Source organism: Pseudomonas sp. RU47 (assembly GCF_004011755.1).
GTDB lineage: Bacteria > Pseudomonadota > Gammaproteobacteria > Pseudomonadales > Pseudomonadaceae > Aquipseudomonas.
The window spans coordinates 2,505,246-2,520,497 of the sequence record NZ_CP022411.1 but is presented as its reverse complement, the minus strand read 5'-3'; the positions used below and the strand labels follow the sequence as shown (position 1 = coordinate 2,520,497).

Genomic DNA, 15,252 nt, shown 5'->3' with positions numbered 1-15,252 from the left:
CTCAGTGGCTAGAACTCGAAAAAACAACATATTCGTGAGTTAAACGATCAAGAGATACTCGTATGCCCCGTTCCACCGACAGCAGCACCAGCTTTTCCCTTACCGCCACTTCGCTGTCGGCGCTTTATCCAGAGTCGTTGTGCGGTGAAGAAGCCCTCAATGGGCTCGGTTCGCAGATCCTCAGCGGCCTCAACGACGGCGCATCCCTCACCCTCACCAGCGCCGTCGCCACACACGTCACCACCACCCTGCACAATGACGCGCAATTGCGGTCCTTCGATGCGCTGGTCGCCGAAATCCGCCAACTGCCCGCCGATGCCACCGCCGAGCGCTATCAGCTTCTGCTCAGGCCATGGCTCTGGTGGCTGACGCTTGCGAGCAACAACCGCGTATTCCAGAACCTTGCCACTTCCGACATCGTCACGACGATCTTCAAGGCCCACGGCTTCAGCGATTTCAAACTGTCGCTGACCGGCAGTTACACGCCGCGCGAATATTGCGTGCAGTACGGCGAGAGCGATTTCGCCTTCGTCTCACGGCTGCTGGAGGAAGAAGGCATCTTTTGGTTTTTCACCCACGACGATGGCCAGCACACGCTGGTGCTCGGCGACAGCAACGCTGCTTTCGTGCCGATCCCCAACGGGCCAAAAGTCAGTTATCTGGGCCAGGGATTAGGCGAGCGTGAGCTGCACGGAATCCGCTCGGGCCAAGTCTGTTTGCAGGCAGTCGCCGGGGTCTATCGGGCGACGGATTACGAGTTCACCACGCCGACCACTTCCCTTTACGGCCAGGCCGAAGCGGTCGCCGGGCCGCGTTCCATTTATGAGCATCCGGGTGGTTACAACGCCAAGGCGCGCGGTGATGCGCTGACCAAGCAACGGGTTGACGGCTTGCGCAGCGAAGAGAAACGCTTTGTCGGTGAAAGCGATTGTCGATGGCTGGTGCCGGGGCACTGGTTCACCCTCGAAGGGTACGACGATGCCAGTCTGAACATCGATTGGGTGGTGACGCGAGTCACCCATGACGCCAGCCACGACAGTTATCGCAACCGCTTCGAAGCCATCCCCAAAGCCACGCCGTTTCGCCCGCAACGTGTGACGCCAAAGCCGCGCATGCATCCGCAGACTGCAATCGTCGTCGGTAAATCCGGTGAGGAAATCTGGACCGACGAATACGGCCGGATCAAGTTGCAGTTCCCGTGGGATCGCGACGGCAAGAACGATGAAACCAGCTCCTGCTGGGTGCGCGTGGTGTTGCCTTGGAGCGGCAAAGGCTTCGGCATGCAGTTCATCCCGCGCATCGGCCAGGAAGTCATCGTCACGTTTATCGACGGTGATCCGGACCGGCCACTGGTCACCGGTTGCGTTTATAACGGCGACAACGCCCTGCCCTATGCCCTCCCGGCCAATCAGACGCAATCGGGGATCAAGACTCAGTCGTCCAAGGGTGGCGGCGGTTTCAACGAATTGCGCTTCGAGGACAAAAAGGACGCTGAAGAAGTGTTCTTGCAGGCGCAGAAGGATTTCAACATCAACGTGCTCAACGACACTACCGCCACCGTCGGCCACGACGAAACCCTCACCGTGCAGAACGCGCGCACCCGCACAGTGAAGGACGGCGACGAGACGGTGACGCTGGAAAAAGGCAAACGCAGCGTCACGATTCAGACCGGCAGCGACAGCCTCGATGTAAAGGACAGCCGCACGGTGAAAGTCGGCGCCGACCAGAATCACAGCACCGGCGGCAATTACACCGACAAGGTCACCGGTGATTACAGCCTGACGGTCGACGGCAACCTGACGATCAAGGTCAGCGGCACCCTGACCCTGCAAAGTGGCGGCAGCTTCACGATCAAGAGCGGCGCCGATCTGGCGACGTCCGCCAGCACCTCGATCACCCACAAGGCTGGAACGGCCTTGACCAATCAGGCCGGTACTTCACTGGACAACAAGGCCGGAACCACGCTGACCAACGACGCCGGCATCAGCCTGACCAACAAGGGCGCAGCCTCGCAGACCGTGGATGGCGGCGGCATGCTGACCATCAAGGGCGGTCTGGTGCAGGTCAACTGACAAGGAGCAGCCATGGCGATCAAACCGCTGGATCTTCAGCAGAATGACAAACAGCTCAAGGGGCGCTTGCAGGACGGTCAACTCGATGGCCCGTTGAACATCAAGGATGACGGGCGCAAACAAGCCGATCTGCATTACAGCCAGGGCGAGCTGCAAGGCACGTCGTTGCTCTATCACCCCAACGGCAAGGTCTGCGCGCAGATGCCGTTTGTGCGCGACAAGCTGCAGGGGGTGGCCAGCTTTTATGCGCCAGAAGGTTTTCTGCAGCGCAAGGCGACGTATCGGCGCGGGTTGTTGCATGGCGAAGCGTTCAATTACTTCCCGGATGGGCAAGTGGCGGAGGCGGAATTCTATCGCGATGGCGTACGTGAGGGGCGTTATCAGCGCTTTCATCCGAATGGCAAACCGGCGGTGGAAGCGCGCTATGTGAATGGCCAACTGCTGGAGCCGGAGCAAGGTTTTGCCGAGGACGGGCGGCCATTGGGTGCGGATGGCAAGCCGATTTCGCGGGTGCGCTGGTGGTATCGGCAGTGGGCGGATCCGCAGCAGGCCTGAAGAGCCCCTCACCCTAGCCCTCTCCCTGAGGGAGAGGGGACCGACTGGGGGATATTGAAGAGGTTCACCGACGTGAAGTATATGCAGTGAATCCATAATCGACCCGTTCCTTGGATAGGCCGTGGCAGTGCTAATAATCGACTCGGTCGTTCAGGTCGACGTACAACGAAAGACACCTCGGTCGGCTCCCTCTCCCTCCGGGAGAGGGCTGGGGTGAGGGTAGCGGTTCAGGGAATCAACATCTGCATCTGCCCCGGCACCACAATCTTGATCACGCCCGCCCAGTTGCACATCAACGTCGAGTTGGCATCGATCGCTGGCATCCCTCCCAACAGCAACGTCGGCGCCCCGCCGGGAATCCACGGCGTGGCCGTCGCCGGAATACACGGCATTGGCGTCAACACCCCCAACGCGGCCGCGGTCGCAGCGGCCACCATCGGATTGGCCATGCTCATGCACACACCGAACGGCAGGATGTTGACCAGCGGAATGTGATCCATGATGTTCGCCGCCGGCATCCCGCCGGTCAGCGTGCGGTTGACCGGCAACACATTGAGCATCGACGGCGCGGCGCCGAAGCTGCACTGCAACGTGGCCGTGGCACAGACTTGCGGACAGCCCATTTCAAAGCTCCTTTTCGACCATGGCATACCCGCTAAACCTTAGTCTGCCGCAGCCCGTCGCGCACATTCCCAAAGGTGATTATCCGGCAACACGCTAACCTATAAGACCGACCCGCGCTTGTGACCGCCCGAGCGCCCCATTAGATTAGCCAATGATGTCTGGCCTCCAAAATAAGCAGAAGGGATAAGCATGGCGCTTACTGACCAGTCCACCCGTATCCGCTCTGGCGAAGAACTCGATGCCAGCCTGATCGATCCGTACCTCAAGGCACATATTCCGGGCCTCAGCGGCACACCTGCGATCAGCCAGTTCCCCGGCGGTGCGTCGAACCTGACCTACCTGCTGGAATACCCGGAACAGGAATTCGTCCTGCGCCGTCCGCCGTTCGGCCACAAGGCCAAATCGGCCCACGACATGGGCCGCGAATTCCGCATCCTCAATCAATTGCGTGACGGCTTCCCGTATTGCCCGAAAGCCTACGTGCACTGCATCGACGAATCGGTGATCGGCGCCGAGTTCTATGTGATGGAACGGGTCAAAGGGATCATCCTGCGCTCGGAACTGCCGCCGGAACTGGGCCTCGATTCGGCAAAAACCGAAGCGCTGTGCAAAAGCTTCATCGACCGTTTTGTAGAACTGCACCGCGTCGACTACAACGCCTGCGGCCTCGGCGACCTGGGCAAGCCGGAAGGCTACGTTGCCCGCCAGATCAAAGGCTGGAGCGAGCGCTATGAGAAAGCCCTGACCCCGGATGCGCCGCATTGGGAAAAGGTCAAAGCCTGGCTCAACGACAAGATGCCGGCCGACCACCCGACCTCAAGCATCGTCCACAACGACTACCGCTTCGACAACGTCATTCTCGACCCGCACAACCCGATGCAGATCATCGGCGTGCTCGACTGGGAACTGACCACCCTCGGCGACCCGCTGATGGACCTGGGCAACACCCTCGCCTATTGGATAGAGGCGGACGACCCGGCGCCGGTGCAACTGATGCGCCGCCAGCCGAGCCACGCGCCGGGCATGCTCACGCGCCGCGAATTCGTCGATTACTACGCCGAACGCTCGGGCCTCCAGATCGACAATTTCGACTTCTACTACACCTACGGCCTGTTCCGCCTGGCCGGCATCGTGCAGCAGATCTACTACCGCTTCTACCATGGCCAGACCCAGGACAAACGCTTCGCGCAGTTCATTCACATGAACAAACTGCTGGAGCAGATGAGCCTGCAAGTCATTGCGAAATCGAGCCTCTGACGGCCCACACCAAGGAACCCTTATGTCCAAGACTCAGTTGTTCGACCTCGACGGCAAGATCGCTTTCGTTTCCGGCGCCAGCCGTGGCATCGGTGAAGCCATCGCCAAACTGTTGGCCCAGCAAGGTGCCCACGTTATCGTCTCGAGCCGCAAACTCGACGGCTGCCAACACGTTGCCGACGCGATTATCGCCGCTGGCGGCAAGGCAACAGCCGTGGCTTGCCACATCGGTGAAATGGAGCAGATCAGCCAAGTCTTCGCCGGAATCAAGGAACAGTTCGGCCGCCTCGACATTCTGGTCAACAATGCTGCGACCAACCCGCAATTCTGCAACGTGCTGGACACTGACCTGAGCGCGTTCCAGAAGACCGTCGACGTGAACATTCGCGGCTACTTCTTCATGTCGGTCGAAGCCGGCAAACTGATGCGCGAAAACGGTGGCGGCAGCATCATCAACGTCGCGTCGATCAACGGCATCTCGCCGGGGATCTTCCAGGGCATCTACTCGGTGACCAAAGCGGCGGTGATCAACATGACAAAGGTCTTCGCCAAGGAATGCGCGCAGTTCGGCATCCGCTGCAACGCCCTGTTGCCGGGCCTGACCGACACCAAGTTCGCCTCGGCACTGGTGAAGAACGACGCGATCCTCAAGCAAGCACTGACGCAGATTCCGCTTAAGCGTGTGGCGGATCCGAGTGAAATGGCCGGTGCGGTGTTGTACCTGGCCAGTGATGCGTCGAGCTACACCACGGGTGTTGCGCTGAATGTCGACGGTGGGTTCCTGTCCTGATCCCCAAAGCAAATACATAACCCCCTGTAGGAGTGAGCCTGCTCGCGATAGCGGTGTGTCAGTCAACATTTATGATCTGACACACCGCTATCGCGAGCAGGCTCACTCCTACAAGGGTTTTGTATCAGGCGATGACTTTCGGCAATTGCCAGCCGAAATGCACCGACAGCAAACGCAACGTCAAACACCCCGCCCCCGCCAGCAATGCCGCCGCTACCGGCGAAACGCCCAGCCTGCGCGCAACGATCAACACCGCCGCACCGACAAACGCCGAACTCGCATACAAATCCACCTGCAACACCACCGGTATCCGCGCCAGCACAATGTCGCGAATCACCCCGCCGCCAACCCCCGTGATCGTGCCCATCAGCATCGCCACAAACGGCGTAATGCCGAAATTCAACGCTTTCTGCGCACCCGCCACGGCGAACAACGCCAACCCCGCAGCGTCGAGCACAATCAGCGTCGATCCAGACCAACCCAGCACCTGCTCATGAAAGACAAACGCCAACCCGCCCATGAAAAACGCCAGCGCCGGGTGACGCCAATCGGCCACGGCATTGGGTGGCGTCGCACCAATCAAAAGATCACGGGTGACCCCGCCGCCAAGGGCGACGATAAACGCAATCACCATCACCCCGAGCAAATCGAGCTGACTGCGCATTGCCGCAATCGCACCCTCGACAGCAAACACCGCCGTGCCGACCAGGTCGGCCACCAGCACGATCCGCTCAACCCGGGACTTACGCCCCGCCGGCGCTACTGCGTGACGCAACGGGTTGTAGTGATGTGTCGAGTAACCTGCCCGTCGGCGTACACGTCACCGGCGACCTCGGTGTTTTCGAGGACCTGGCAAGTACGTTCCGGTGGCGGAGGTGGCGCTACCGGTGGAGGTGGCGGTGGACTGGCACAACCCGCCAGCAACACAGCAAAAAAAGCCAACGGCAACACGCGTTTCCCAAGAGGGTTCATAGGACGATCCGCGATGAATGGAAGAGCAACTCCCGCGACCGAACCGACCACGGAAGACCTGACCACTCATTCTTTATAGCCGAGGCCCCCGCAAGCGCCAGTGAATCGGCCGGATCGGAGGGGTATGGCTGTCGATTTTGCGTTGGAATCAGCGAGGGTTGGCAGGCTGGGATTCGCTTTGCCAGACAGGCCGCCTTCGCGAGCAGGCTCGCTCCCACAGTGGAACCGAGTACATCTGCAAAAAACAGGTCGGCTGTCAGGCCGCCTTCGCGAGCAGGCTCGCTCCCACAGAAAAGCAAAAGCAAGGCACCTCCCACCTCGCATCGCCTCGGCTCCTCACCACTCAACAGGATGAGCGTTAGCTCGGCTGCAGCTCTTGATCTTGCCGTGCTGGCCCCTTCGGCAGGCTGAGTGGAGGGATTGATCCGGGGGTGGGAGCGCAGCGACCGTTTGGCGAAGCCAAACACAGCGAGAGGAGGTGCAGCGAAGCAAACCGTAGGCGCTGCCCCCGGATCGATCCCGGAACGAAGGAACCCCGAGCTTTAGCGAGTGGGCCGAACGCCGGGGCCCAGCCTTTTGGTTACTTTTTGGCGTTTGAAAAAGTGACCCGCTGTAAGAGCGGAACCGCCAGCCGCAGCACCCGAAGAAACGGATATACACCCAAAACCCCAAGAGCATGGTCGGCCCAAAGGCCGCCAAGCCTAAAAGCCCTAAGCCAAATCCGGATCCCGAAACAAACGCAAAGAATTGCTCTCAAGCTCATACCGCAACTCTTCAATCAACGCCTCAACAGCCTCAGGCGTACGCAACGCATCAAGCTTCAACCCGCTGATCACCAGATCCACCTGCCCCGACACCGGGTGATACAGCTTCACCGTCAGCGAATGATCACCATCGACCAGACACTCACACGCCAGCGGCGAAAAACTACGCTCAAGCTGTGCGCGCAACTGCACAAGATTCATCATTGCGGCTGTTCCTTTAGCAACTTCGAAGGGACGCGACCACAAACCTCAAAAGGCTCGCACCGCACCCCAACAGACTAAGAACAGCCGCCCGACATCAACACCTCAAATTGCACCAGATCAACTAGTGCATTTGCACCCTATCGCTGGCCCTTAACGCTCGAATCCCCGGCAAACAATCCACGCTCGCGCGCCCAGACAATTGCCTCGCTGCGACTGTGCACATCCAGCTTGGAATAAACCGTCGCGACATGATTTCGCACGGTGTTCGGCGCCAGTTTCAGCCGCGCCGCGATCTCCTTGTCCGCCAGCCCTTCACAGATCAACCCCAGCACATCACGCTCACGCGCCGTCAGATCAGTGAACGAAACGCTAGGCAATTGCGGCGAGTTGACCTTCTTCACATTGGCCAGTTTTTCGATCAGCGTCCGACTGAACCACGAAGCATCTTTCATCACCTCTTCAATCGCCGCCACCAGCTCAAGCTCGGTGCGCTTGCGCTCGGTGATGTCCATCAACACCAGCAAATAGCATGGCATGTCCTGAATATTCACGGTGTCGGCCGACAGCGCACACTCGAGCAGTTCCGCATCCTTCTTGCGCACCCGCACATCCACCCGATCCACTCGACCGTTTTTCTCAAGCGCGGCCAGCAACCGCGTGCGCGCACCGCTGTCATCGATGAAATCCAGCTGCGTCACGGTTTTGCCGAGCATGTCCTCACTGTCGTAGGCCAAGGTTTCGAGGAACGCCTGATTGACGTCGATCACTTGCTGCTCGTCGGCACTGCAAATCAGGATCGGCACCGGCGTCAAGCGAAACGCCTTGGCAAAACGCTCCTCGCTTTGACGCAACGCCACCTCGGCCCTATGCCTCGGCTCCATGTCGACGAAGGAAAACAGCATGCAATCCTCATCGTTGAGCGTCAGCGGTTGGCCGGCGACGATCACTTGCTTGCTGCCGCCATCGGGCAGGCGCAGTTCGGCCTGCATCTGCGGAATGGTCGCGACGTCGCGCAGACGCTGAATCGCCAGATCCTTTTTCTCGGCTTGCTCAAAGATGTCGATTTCATAGGCCGAGGTGCCGATCACTTGCTCGCGGGTATAGCCGGTCATCTCGAGAAAACCGGGATTGACCTTGATGTAGCGCAGGTCGCTGAGGCGGCAGATCACCGCCGGCGCCGGGTTGGCGTTGAAGGTCTTTTCGAAGCGCTGCTCGGCGTTGGCCCAGTCGGTGACGTCGCTCATGATCAGCACCAGCGACTCGGGCTGCCCTTCGCGATCAGTGAGAATCATGCTGCGCACGCTGTGCACCCAGATACGTTCCGGATCATCGGTCGGCGATACTTCGATCAGCACGTCATTGAAACTCTCACAGCGCGCCACCCGGCTGATCGGGTAGTTTTCCGCGGTGATCGAGTGATTGTTGCGATAGCGCAGGTTGAATTTTTTGGCGTATTCGTCGGCATTGTGGCCCAGGTCGGTGATCCGGCTGACACCGTGCATGGCCAGCGCGGCTTCGTTGGCCCAGAGAATGCTCTGATCCAGCTCCAGCAGAATCACCCCGTCGGACAGCCCGGCGATGATCTGCTGCAACTGGCGGCGGTTGGTTTCGGTGGTCAGGACTTCCTGGCTCATTGGATCTCCACAAGTGATACGCCCATGTGAAGAGTACGACCGCAGCCACCCGTGATCGTGCCGAGCCATTAATTTGCGCAACAACGCCTACAAGGGATCGCGGTGCATTCGCGACTTCCGGCTTTGTCGTCTAACGTTAATACCTCATCGGATTGAGCCCCTGCCCGCAACACCGGGCTCTTGATCAAGGAGAGACTGATGACGTCGCGTCGCAACATCGAACAGACCTACCGCACCTGGTCCAGCCCGATTCTGCTGGAGCTGAAAAAACGTGAACACCAAATGGCGCCGGTCGAGCGTCAGGCCCTTGAGAATGTCCTGGTGGAAAGAAGGTTGCTGGACATCGGTAATCCGGACGGTATCGAACGCCGTCGAAACAGCGGTGACTGACATTCCGCTATCGCGAGCAGGCTCGCTCCCACAGGGTTTGGAGTCGTTTAAAAAATTTGTGTTCAGCCGCAATCACTGTGGGAGCGAGCCTGCTCGCGAAGAGGCCGGTGCAGACACCTTGATCATTGAGGCCGACGCACCGCCCTCACCCGCCCACTGTCACCGCCACCGCAATAGAAACGATCGGCACCGTCCGCCTCCAGCCCGGAGACACCTTGCCCCGCCGGCATCTTCAGCGACTCGAGCACCTCACCGTCCTGCGGATCGATATGTCGCAGCTCACTTTCATCTCCCTCCCAAGTGCCATGCCACAAGGCACCATCCACCCAGGTCACCCCAGTGACAAAACGGTTCGACTCCAGCGTGCGCTGGATCTCGCCGGTCTGCGGATCGATCTGATGAATCTTGCGCTCGCGATACTGCCCCACCCATAACGAGCCGTCCGCCCAGGCCATGCCTGAGTCACCACCATTGCCCGGTGCCGGAATGGTGTGCAGTACGCGTCCGGTGGCCGGGTCGATTTTGTGGATGTGGCGGTCGGCAATCTGGTACAGGTGCTGGCCGTCGAAGGCGGTGCCACCGTCGGCACCGACCTTGAGCGTGCGCACGGTTTCGCCACTGGTCGGATCCAGTGCGTTGAGCTGTCCGTCGCTGGCGAACCAGACCTGTTGGCCATCGAAGGTCACGCCGTGAATGCCTTTGATGTCATCAAACGGGCCGTACTCGCGAAGGATTTCTGCGTTTGCGTGTTTCATGGGGGCTTCCTCGTGGATGTGTGGGTCCAGCCTAGCCATTGCCCAGCGACACCGGGAGTAACAAGATCGTCGCGAAACCCGGCATTGGCGGCGTCATCCAGCGCCGCGCCCGGCCGACACCGAAGGCCTGCACCTTGCCCACCAGCGCCAATGCCTCCAACGCCCGCTGCACCTGGCGCTGACTGTTGCCCAAGGCCAGTGCCAACGCCGAACTCGACCAACTCTCGCCGTCGGCGAGCAAGGCCAGCAACGCCGCGTATTTGTCCTCGACCGGCAGGGTCAGCAACGCCACATCCGCGGCCACCAGCGCAAAGCCTCTTGGCGTTGCGGTAATGCTCGCCAGCGGTGCCAACGCCGCACGCAACCGGCCGATTTCGACCCGCAAGCGGGCACGGTGCGACTCATCCGTGAGGGCAAAACCAAAGGCTGTGGCGAACAGCGTTTCGCGCGCCACATCGTCCAGCCAGGCTTGCGCAAGCAATCGTGCGAGATTGAACAGCACCGGCCGCGTGGCCAGCGGCACCGTCATGCCGGCACCGCGCACGCTGTAGCGACAGGCATCGACGATCAGTGTCGACGAGTTGAACAACGCTTCAACCTGCGCCAGATTCACCCGTTGCGCCTGACCGGCAACGCTCAGCCGCGCTGCCGGCGCAGCGAGCATGTGACTGGCCTGATCGACCTCGGCGCGCAGTGCGGCGATCCCGGCCTGTTGCGCCGCAGCCTGCGCCCGCGCCAGCGCCGCGCGGGCCTTGTGTGCCTGGACCCGACGCACGGCGATCCCGGCGGCAATCAACTCATGAGCAGTACGCAGCGCCGGCGGCAACGGCGCCGGGTCAGTTTCACCCAGCAACGTTTCGGCCTCTTGCAGCTCGCCAATCAACAGCAACCGGCGAATCTGCAAATAGCGCGCGTGCGCCGCGTTCACGCCGTCACCGTGCGCCTGCAAGACCCGCCGCGCCGCCTCCAGCGCCTTCACCGGCCAGCCCAGATCCCGCGCTGCCAGCGCCACCTCGGCCTCGGCGACCACACAACGCGCCCGCGACAACGGTTCATTGCTGCCGAACGCCTTTATCGCCCGTTGCAACAACGCCTTGGCGCGGGGCAGATCACCGAGCTGAGCCATGGCAATTGCGCGCAGGGCCAGCGCCGGCGGGTCATCACGCAGAGCGACGTAGTTCAACGCGCCTAGCGGGTCACCAGCAGACAGCGCGCGGCCGGCGGCGTTGATCAGCGAATCCATGGCTCGTCCGTCCCTCGATGGCTGAATCGTGAGCTGAGTCTGATCGCTGATTATGGCGCGTTTGGACGCTTGATCGGCTGTTTCAGTTGTTGCAACATCGGCACAGCTTTTCCAATGGATGGAGTCGAGCATGCTGGATGCAAACGCTAGCCACATTACCTTCACTGTCGAAGGCGCCAACGCCGACCTGCAAGTCCTCAGCTTCACCGGTCGCGAAGCCCTCAACCAACCGTTCCGTTTCGACCTCGAACTCGTCAGCGCCCGCCCCGACCTCAAACTCGAAGAGCTGTTGCACAAGCCCGGCGTCCTGACCTTCGGCGCCACCGGCGAAGGCAAGATCCACGGTCTGGTCTATCGCATCGAGCAAGGCGACTCCGGCAAGACCCTGACCCGTTACAGCCTCAGCCTGGTGCCACAACTGGCCTACCTGCGGCACAACCACGATCAGCAGATTTTCCAGCAACTGACCGTACCGAAGATCATCGCCCAGGTGCTGGAGGATCGCGGCATCCTCGCCGACGCCTACAGCTTCCAGCTCGGCGCCGAGTACCCGGAACGCGAATACTGCGTGCAGTACGACGAATCCGATCTGCATTTCATCCAGCGCCTGTGCGAAGAAGAAGGCATTCACTTCCACTTCCAGCACAGCAGCAGCGGCCACAAACTGGTGTTTGGCGACGACCAGACCGTGTTCCGCAAGCTGAAACCGGTGAGCTACCAGCAAGACTCCGGCATGGCCGCCGACAAACCGGTGATCAAGCGCTTCAACCTGCGCCTGGAAACCCGCACCACCCGCGTCAGCCGCCGCGACTACGACTTCGAAAAACCGAAGATCCTCCCCGAAGGCGCGGTCAAAACCGAGTTCGCCCCGGACCTCGAGGACTACGACTACCCCGGCCGCTTCACCACCCGCGAGCGCGGCAAGTTCCTCTCCACCCGCGCCCTCGAACGCCATCGCAGCGACTACAAACTCGCCGAAGGCAAAGGTGACGAACCAACCCTCACCAGCGGCCATTTCCTCACCCTCGCCGAACACCCGCACGCCGAGTGGAACGACCTGTGGCTGCTGCTGGAAGTCTTCCACGAAGGCAAACAGCCGCAAGTGCTCGGCGAAAACGTCACCAGCGACGTCACCGACAACAAAAGCGATTTCCACCAGGGCTACCGCAACAGCTTCCTCGCCACCCCGTGGGACGCGCACTACCGCCCTGCCCTTGAACACCCGAAACCGCAAGTCCTCGGCAGCCAGACCGCCGTCGTCACCGGCCCCGCAGGCGAAGAAATCCACTGCGACCCATACGGCCGGATCAAAGTGCAATTCCACTGGGACCGCGACGGCCAGTCCAACGACAAAACCACCTGCTGGATGCGCGTCGCCAGCGGCTGGGCCGGCGCCGCGTACGGCGGCATCGCCATCCCGCGCATCGGCATGGAAGTCCTCGTCACCTTCCTCGAAGGCGATCCCGACCAGCCACTGGTCACCGGTTGCCTGTACCACAAAGAAAACGTCGTCCCCTACGACCTGCCGGCCAACAAGACCCGCAGCACCTTCAAGACCCTGAGTTCACCGGGCGGCAAGGGCTACAACGAATTCCGCATCGAAGACAAGAAAGGCGCCGAGCAGATCTACATCCACGCCCAGCGCGACTGGGACGAAAACATCGAGCACGACCAGAAGATTCGCGTCGGTAACGAACGGCACGACACCGTCGAAGCCAATACGCTGAGCGAGTTCAAGGTTGAAGAGCACCGGATTACGCATCTGGACCGGATTAGCGAAATGCGTGCGGATGATCACCTGACCGTCGGTGTGACGCAGCATCTGAAGGTGGGGACTGCGCAGTTTGTTGAGGCCGGGTCAGAAATCCATTACTACGCCGGCCAGAAGGTTGTGGTCGAAGGCGCCATGGAACTCACGGCCAAGGCTGGCGGGAGTTTTGTGAAGGTGGATGCCGGTGGTGTGACCATTAGCGGGGCTGAGGTGAAGGTGAATACCGGCGGCGCGCCTGGCGTGGGGACCGGGATCGCCATTCTTGCTCCGCTGATTCCCGGACTGGCGGCGACTGACACGGCCGGCAACTTGATGGAACGGGCCAAAACCAATCCCACCTGGCTTGAACTGAACCTGCACTACGACAATCTCGAACCCGTACCCGGCGCGTCTTATCGCGTTGAATTCGCCGATGGTTCGACTCGCGAAGGTGTGCTCGACAGCGACGGATTCGCCCGGCTGGAAGACGTGCCAAAAGGCCCCGCGAAAGTCTATTACGGTGAAGACCCTCGTCCCTATGATCGTCCGGCAGTGGCCGTGGTTGACGCTTCTGACGATAAAATCGACGAAGATCTGCGAAAACTGGGTCTTGACCCCGCCACCGTTGATCTACAGGCATTGGTCGAAAAAGCCGCAGGGAGGCTGGCATGAGCGAACAAACAAGCAGCAACGACGACCGCACCGGGGCTTATCAGGAAGCGGCTATCGAACTGGGCAAAGGCATTGCGATGGGTGCGGTGCCATTTCTGGGCCAGGCCATTGACGTGTACGACACCATTGAATCCGCCGTTCTGCTGTACAAATCGGACACGCCCGGAGCCAAGGAAGATGCCCAGTTCGACTTGCTCCTGGCAGTGATCGGCTGGATACCCGGCGCGGGTGACGGCTTGAAAAAAAGCATGCGTATCGTCAACCGCAACCCTCAACGATTCGCCCCGGTTTTGTTCGATCTGCTGCGGTTCGTTCTGCAGGAATGCGGCATCAAGACCAGTCCGGAAGAACTCCTGTCACGTATTTTCAACGCCGGCAAACTGCGTGCGGAAATGGACGACATCATTTCCGCGATCAGAAGTTCCTCTGTTTACAAGGGCTCGCCGGGTTGGGTTCAAACCGCCGTGGTGACCGTCCTCGCTACCGCCCGAGACAACATGCCGGCGATGCTTGGCATTGTTGAAAAACGCCTGATCAAATGGAAAGGCATGCAGCGCAACAGCTCCGCCGCGTCGTCTGGCACCAGTCACCCACGGCGCGCGGAAAAACCCGCCAACCGCGATTCCTCCGTCGGCACTCAAGGCAAGGACGGCGCCAGCGGCACCCACTCCAACCGTGTCGAATCCTCCAAGGTCGGCGTTCAGGCGCCTTCGAGCATTTTGAATGAAGGCTTGGGCGTCAGCGGCGAACATATCGCCGATTACATCTGCGCAGTCGAATTCGGTTGGGGCAAAGATTGGGATGGACATGACAAGGGGGCGGATGGCAAATGGCTGGAGGGGCTGCCGGGTGCCACGAAAACCGGAAAACTTTCTTCGGGAGGCAGCCCTAAAGCCAGGCATGTCCTTTACAAACTGTCTGACGGCGCCAATGGAACCGGTATCGACGCGGTCTGGCGCGCGAAGCCAGCGAACAATGGCGGCGAAAAATTCGCGATTGTCGAAGCGAAGGCGAGCCGCGAAGAAGATGCACCAAAATTCATGCGTAGAGCCAATAACACTCGAAAACCCGGCATCGCCTCCAAACTGGGAGAATCGGGCATATCGGGCGTAACGCGCATCGCCGACGCAAGCCAACTGCTTGAACCGATCGAAGATACCCCTGAGGCCGGTGCCAGCAAGCCCTCAACGTCGATGAGAACCGGAAAAAACAAACCACAGGCATCCAGCCGCTCACCGGCCCCCTCTGCCAAGATCAAAGAAATACTGGTTCAAATGAGCAGTCAGTGGATCACCCAAAACCTGAACAAGGCTGTGGCTGGTCGCGCACTTGCCGCACAGGTCCTGGCCTCTTACAGTCGCCATCTGTTTTATTCCCCGCTTTATCATTCCAGCGCAAGCCCGAAAGACCATGCCGAAGCGCGGTTTCAGAATCTTGCAGAAAGCACCCATCGCACACACAAGGCGTTTCATTACAACGAAACCGAGGTGAAAGCGGCTGTAAACAAGCGCAAAAAGTCCTTGGCAAAAAAATATGGCGCGAGGGACTCCCTCAAGCTTGAGGCATGACA

General features: G+C 60.3%; 13 protein-coding genes. 7 read left to right on the top strand and 6 right to left on the bottom strand.

Annotated elements, in window-relative coordinates; genetic code table 11:
* Positions 1 to 62: 62 nt before the first annotated feature.
* Positions 63 to 2,072 (top strand): type VI secretion system Vgr family protein, encoded by a 2,010-nt coding sequence (tssI, locus tag CCX46_RS11525; protein ID WP_127926743.1) that lies wholly within the window; start codon positions 63 to 65, stop codon positions 2,070 to 2,072.
* 12 nt (positions 2,073 to 2,084) lie between these two features.
* Positions 2,085 to 2,627 carry a toxin-antitoxin system YwqK family antitoxin gene (locus CCX46_RS11520; RefSeq protein ID WP_127926742.1) on the top strand — a complete coding sequence of 181 codons (543 nt, stop codon included), beginning with the start codon at positions 2,085 to 2,087 and terminating at the stop codon, positions 2,625 to 2,627.
* Positions 2,628 to 2,854: 227 nt separating this feature from the next.
* Here CCX46_RS11520 and CCX46_RS11515 read toward each other — a convergent pair whose 3' ends face one another.
* Positions 2,855 to 3,250 (bottom strand): DUF4280 domain-containing protein, encoded by a 396-nt coding sequence (locus tag CCX46_RS11515; RefSeq protein WP_007911072.1) that lies wholly within the window; start codon positions 3,248 to 3,250, stop codon positions 2,855 to 2,857.
* A 190-nt stretch (positions 3,251 to 3,440) separates the two neighbouring features.
* Here CCX46_RS11515 and CCX46_RS11510 point away from each other — a divergent pair, with 190 nt between their 5' ends.
* Both CCX46_RS11510 and CCX46_RS11505 read left to right on the top strand, forming a co-directional pair.
* The gene (locus tag CCX46_RS11510; protein ID WP_127926741.1) at positions 3,441 to 4,508 is read left to right on the top strand and encodes a phosphotransferase family protein; all 1,068 of its coding nucleotides are present in this window, start codon (positions 3,441 to 3,443) and stop codon (positions 4,506 to 4,508) included.
* A 22-nt stretch (positions 4,509 to 4,530) separates the two neighbouring features.
* On the top strand, positions 4,531 to 5,298 hold the full coding sequence (locus CCX46_RS11505; RefSeq protein WP_034152479.1) for an SDR family oxidoreductase: 768 nt from the start codon (positions 4,531 to 4,533) through the stop codon (positions 5,296 to 5,298).
* Positions 5,299 to 5,422: 124 nt separating this feature from the next.
* Here the strand turns inward: CCX46_RS11505 and CCX46_RS11500 are convergent, their stop codons facing one another.
* From CCX46_RS11500 to CCX46_RS11490, 3 genes are all read right to left on the bottom strand, one after another.
* A complete protein-coding gene (locus CCX46_RS11500) occupies positions 5,423 to 6,022 on the bottom strand; it encodes a trimeric intracellular cation channel family protein (RefSeq protein WP_127926740.1) in 600 nt (199 codons plus the stop codon).
* A gap of 958 nt (positions 6,023 to 6,980) precedes the next feature.
* Entirely contained in the window at positions 6,981 to 7,238 is a 258-nt protein-coding gene (locus CCX46_RS11495) for a DUF1652 domain-containing protein (protein WP_127926739.1), read from the bottom strand.
* Between the two features lie 137 nt (positions 7,239 to 7,375).
* On the bottom strand, positions 7,376 to 8,872 hold the full coding sequence (locus tag CCX46_RS11490; RefSeq protein WP_127926738.1) for a helix-turn-helix transcriptional regulator: 1,497 nt from the start codon (positions 8,870 to 8,872) through the stop codon (positions 7,376 to 7,378).
* A 198-nt stretch (positions 8,873 to 9,070) separates the two neighbouring features.
* Here CCX46_RS11490 and CCX46_RS11485 point away from each other — a divergent pair, with 198 nt between their 5' ends.
* Complete coding sequence (locus CCX46_RS11485; protein ID WP_038366183.1) at positions 9,071 to 9,262, top strand: hypothetical protein; 192 nt, start codon at positions 9,071 to 9,073, stop codon at positions 9,260 to 9,262.
* Positions 9,263 to 9,384: 122 nt separating this feature from the next.
* Here the strand turns inward: CCX46_RS11485 and CCX46_RS11480 are convergent, their stop codons facing one another.
* A complete protein-coding gene (locus CCX46_RS11480; RefSeq protein WP_127926737.1) occupies positions 9,385 to 10,017 on the bottom strand; it encodes a Vgb family protein in 633 nt (210 codons plus the stop codon).
* A gap of 31 nt (positions 10,018 to 10,048) precedes the next feature.
* Positions 10,049 to 11,260 (bottom strand): helix-turn-helix domain-containing protein, encoded by a 1,212-nt coding sequence (locus CCX46_RS11475; RefSeq protein ID WP_127926736.1) that lies wholly within the window; start codon positions 11,258 to 11,260, stop codon positions 10,049 to 10,051.
* A gap of 130 nt (positions 11,261 to 11,390) precedes the next feature.
* On the opposite strand from CCX46_RS11475, the gene tssI (CCX46_RS11470) reads away from it, so the two are divergent.
* Both tssI (CCX46_RS11470) and CCX46_RS11465 read left to right on the top strand, forming a co-directional pair.
* A complete protein-coding gene (gene tssI / locus CCX46_RS11470; RefSeq protein ID WP_127926735.1) occupies positions 11,391 to 13,682 on the top strand; it encodes a type VI secretion system Vgr family protein in 2,292 nt (763 codons plus the stop codon).
* The gene (locus CCX46_RS11465; protein ID WP_127926734.1) at positions 13,679 to 15,250 is read left to right on the top strand and encodes a hypothetical protein; all 1,572 of its coding nucleotides are present in this window, start codon (positions 13,679 to 13,681) and stop codon (positions 15,248 to 15,250) included. The genes tssI (CCX46_RS11470) and CCX46_RS11465 overlap by 4 nt, the downstream gene beginning before the upstream one ends.
* Positions 15,251 to 15,252 lie beyond the last annotated feature (2 nt).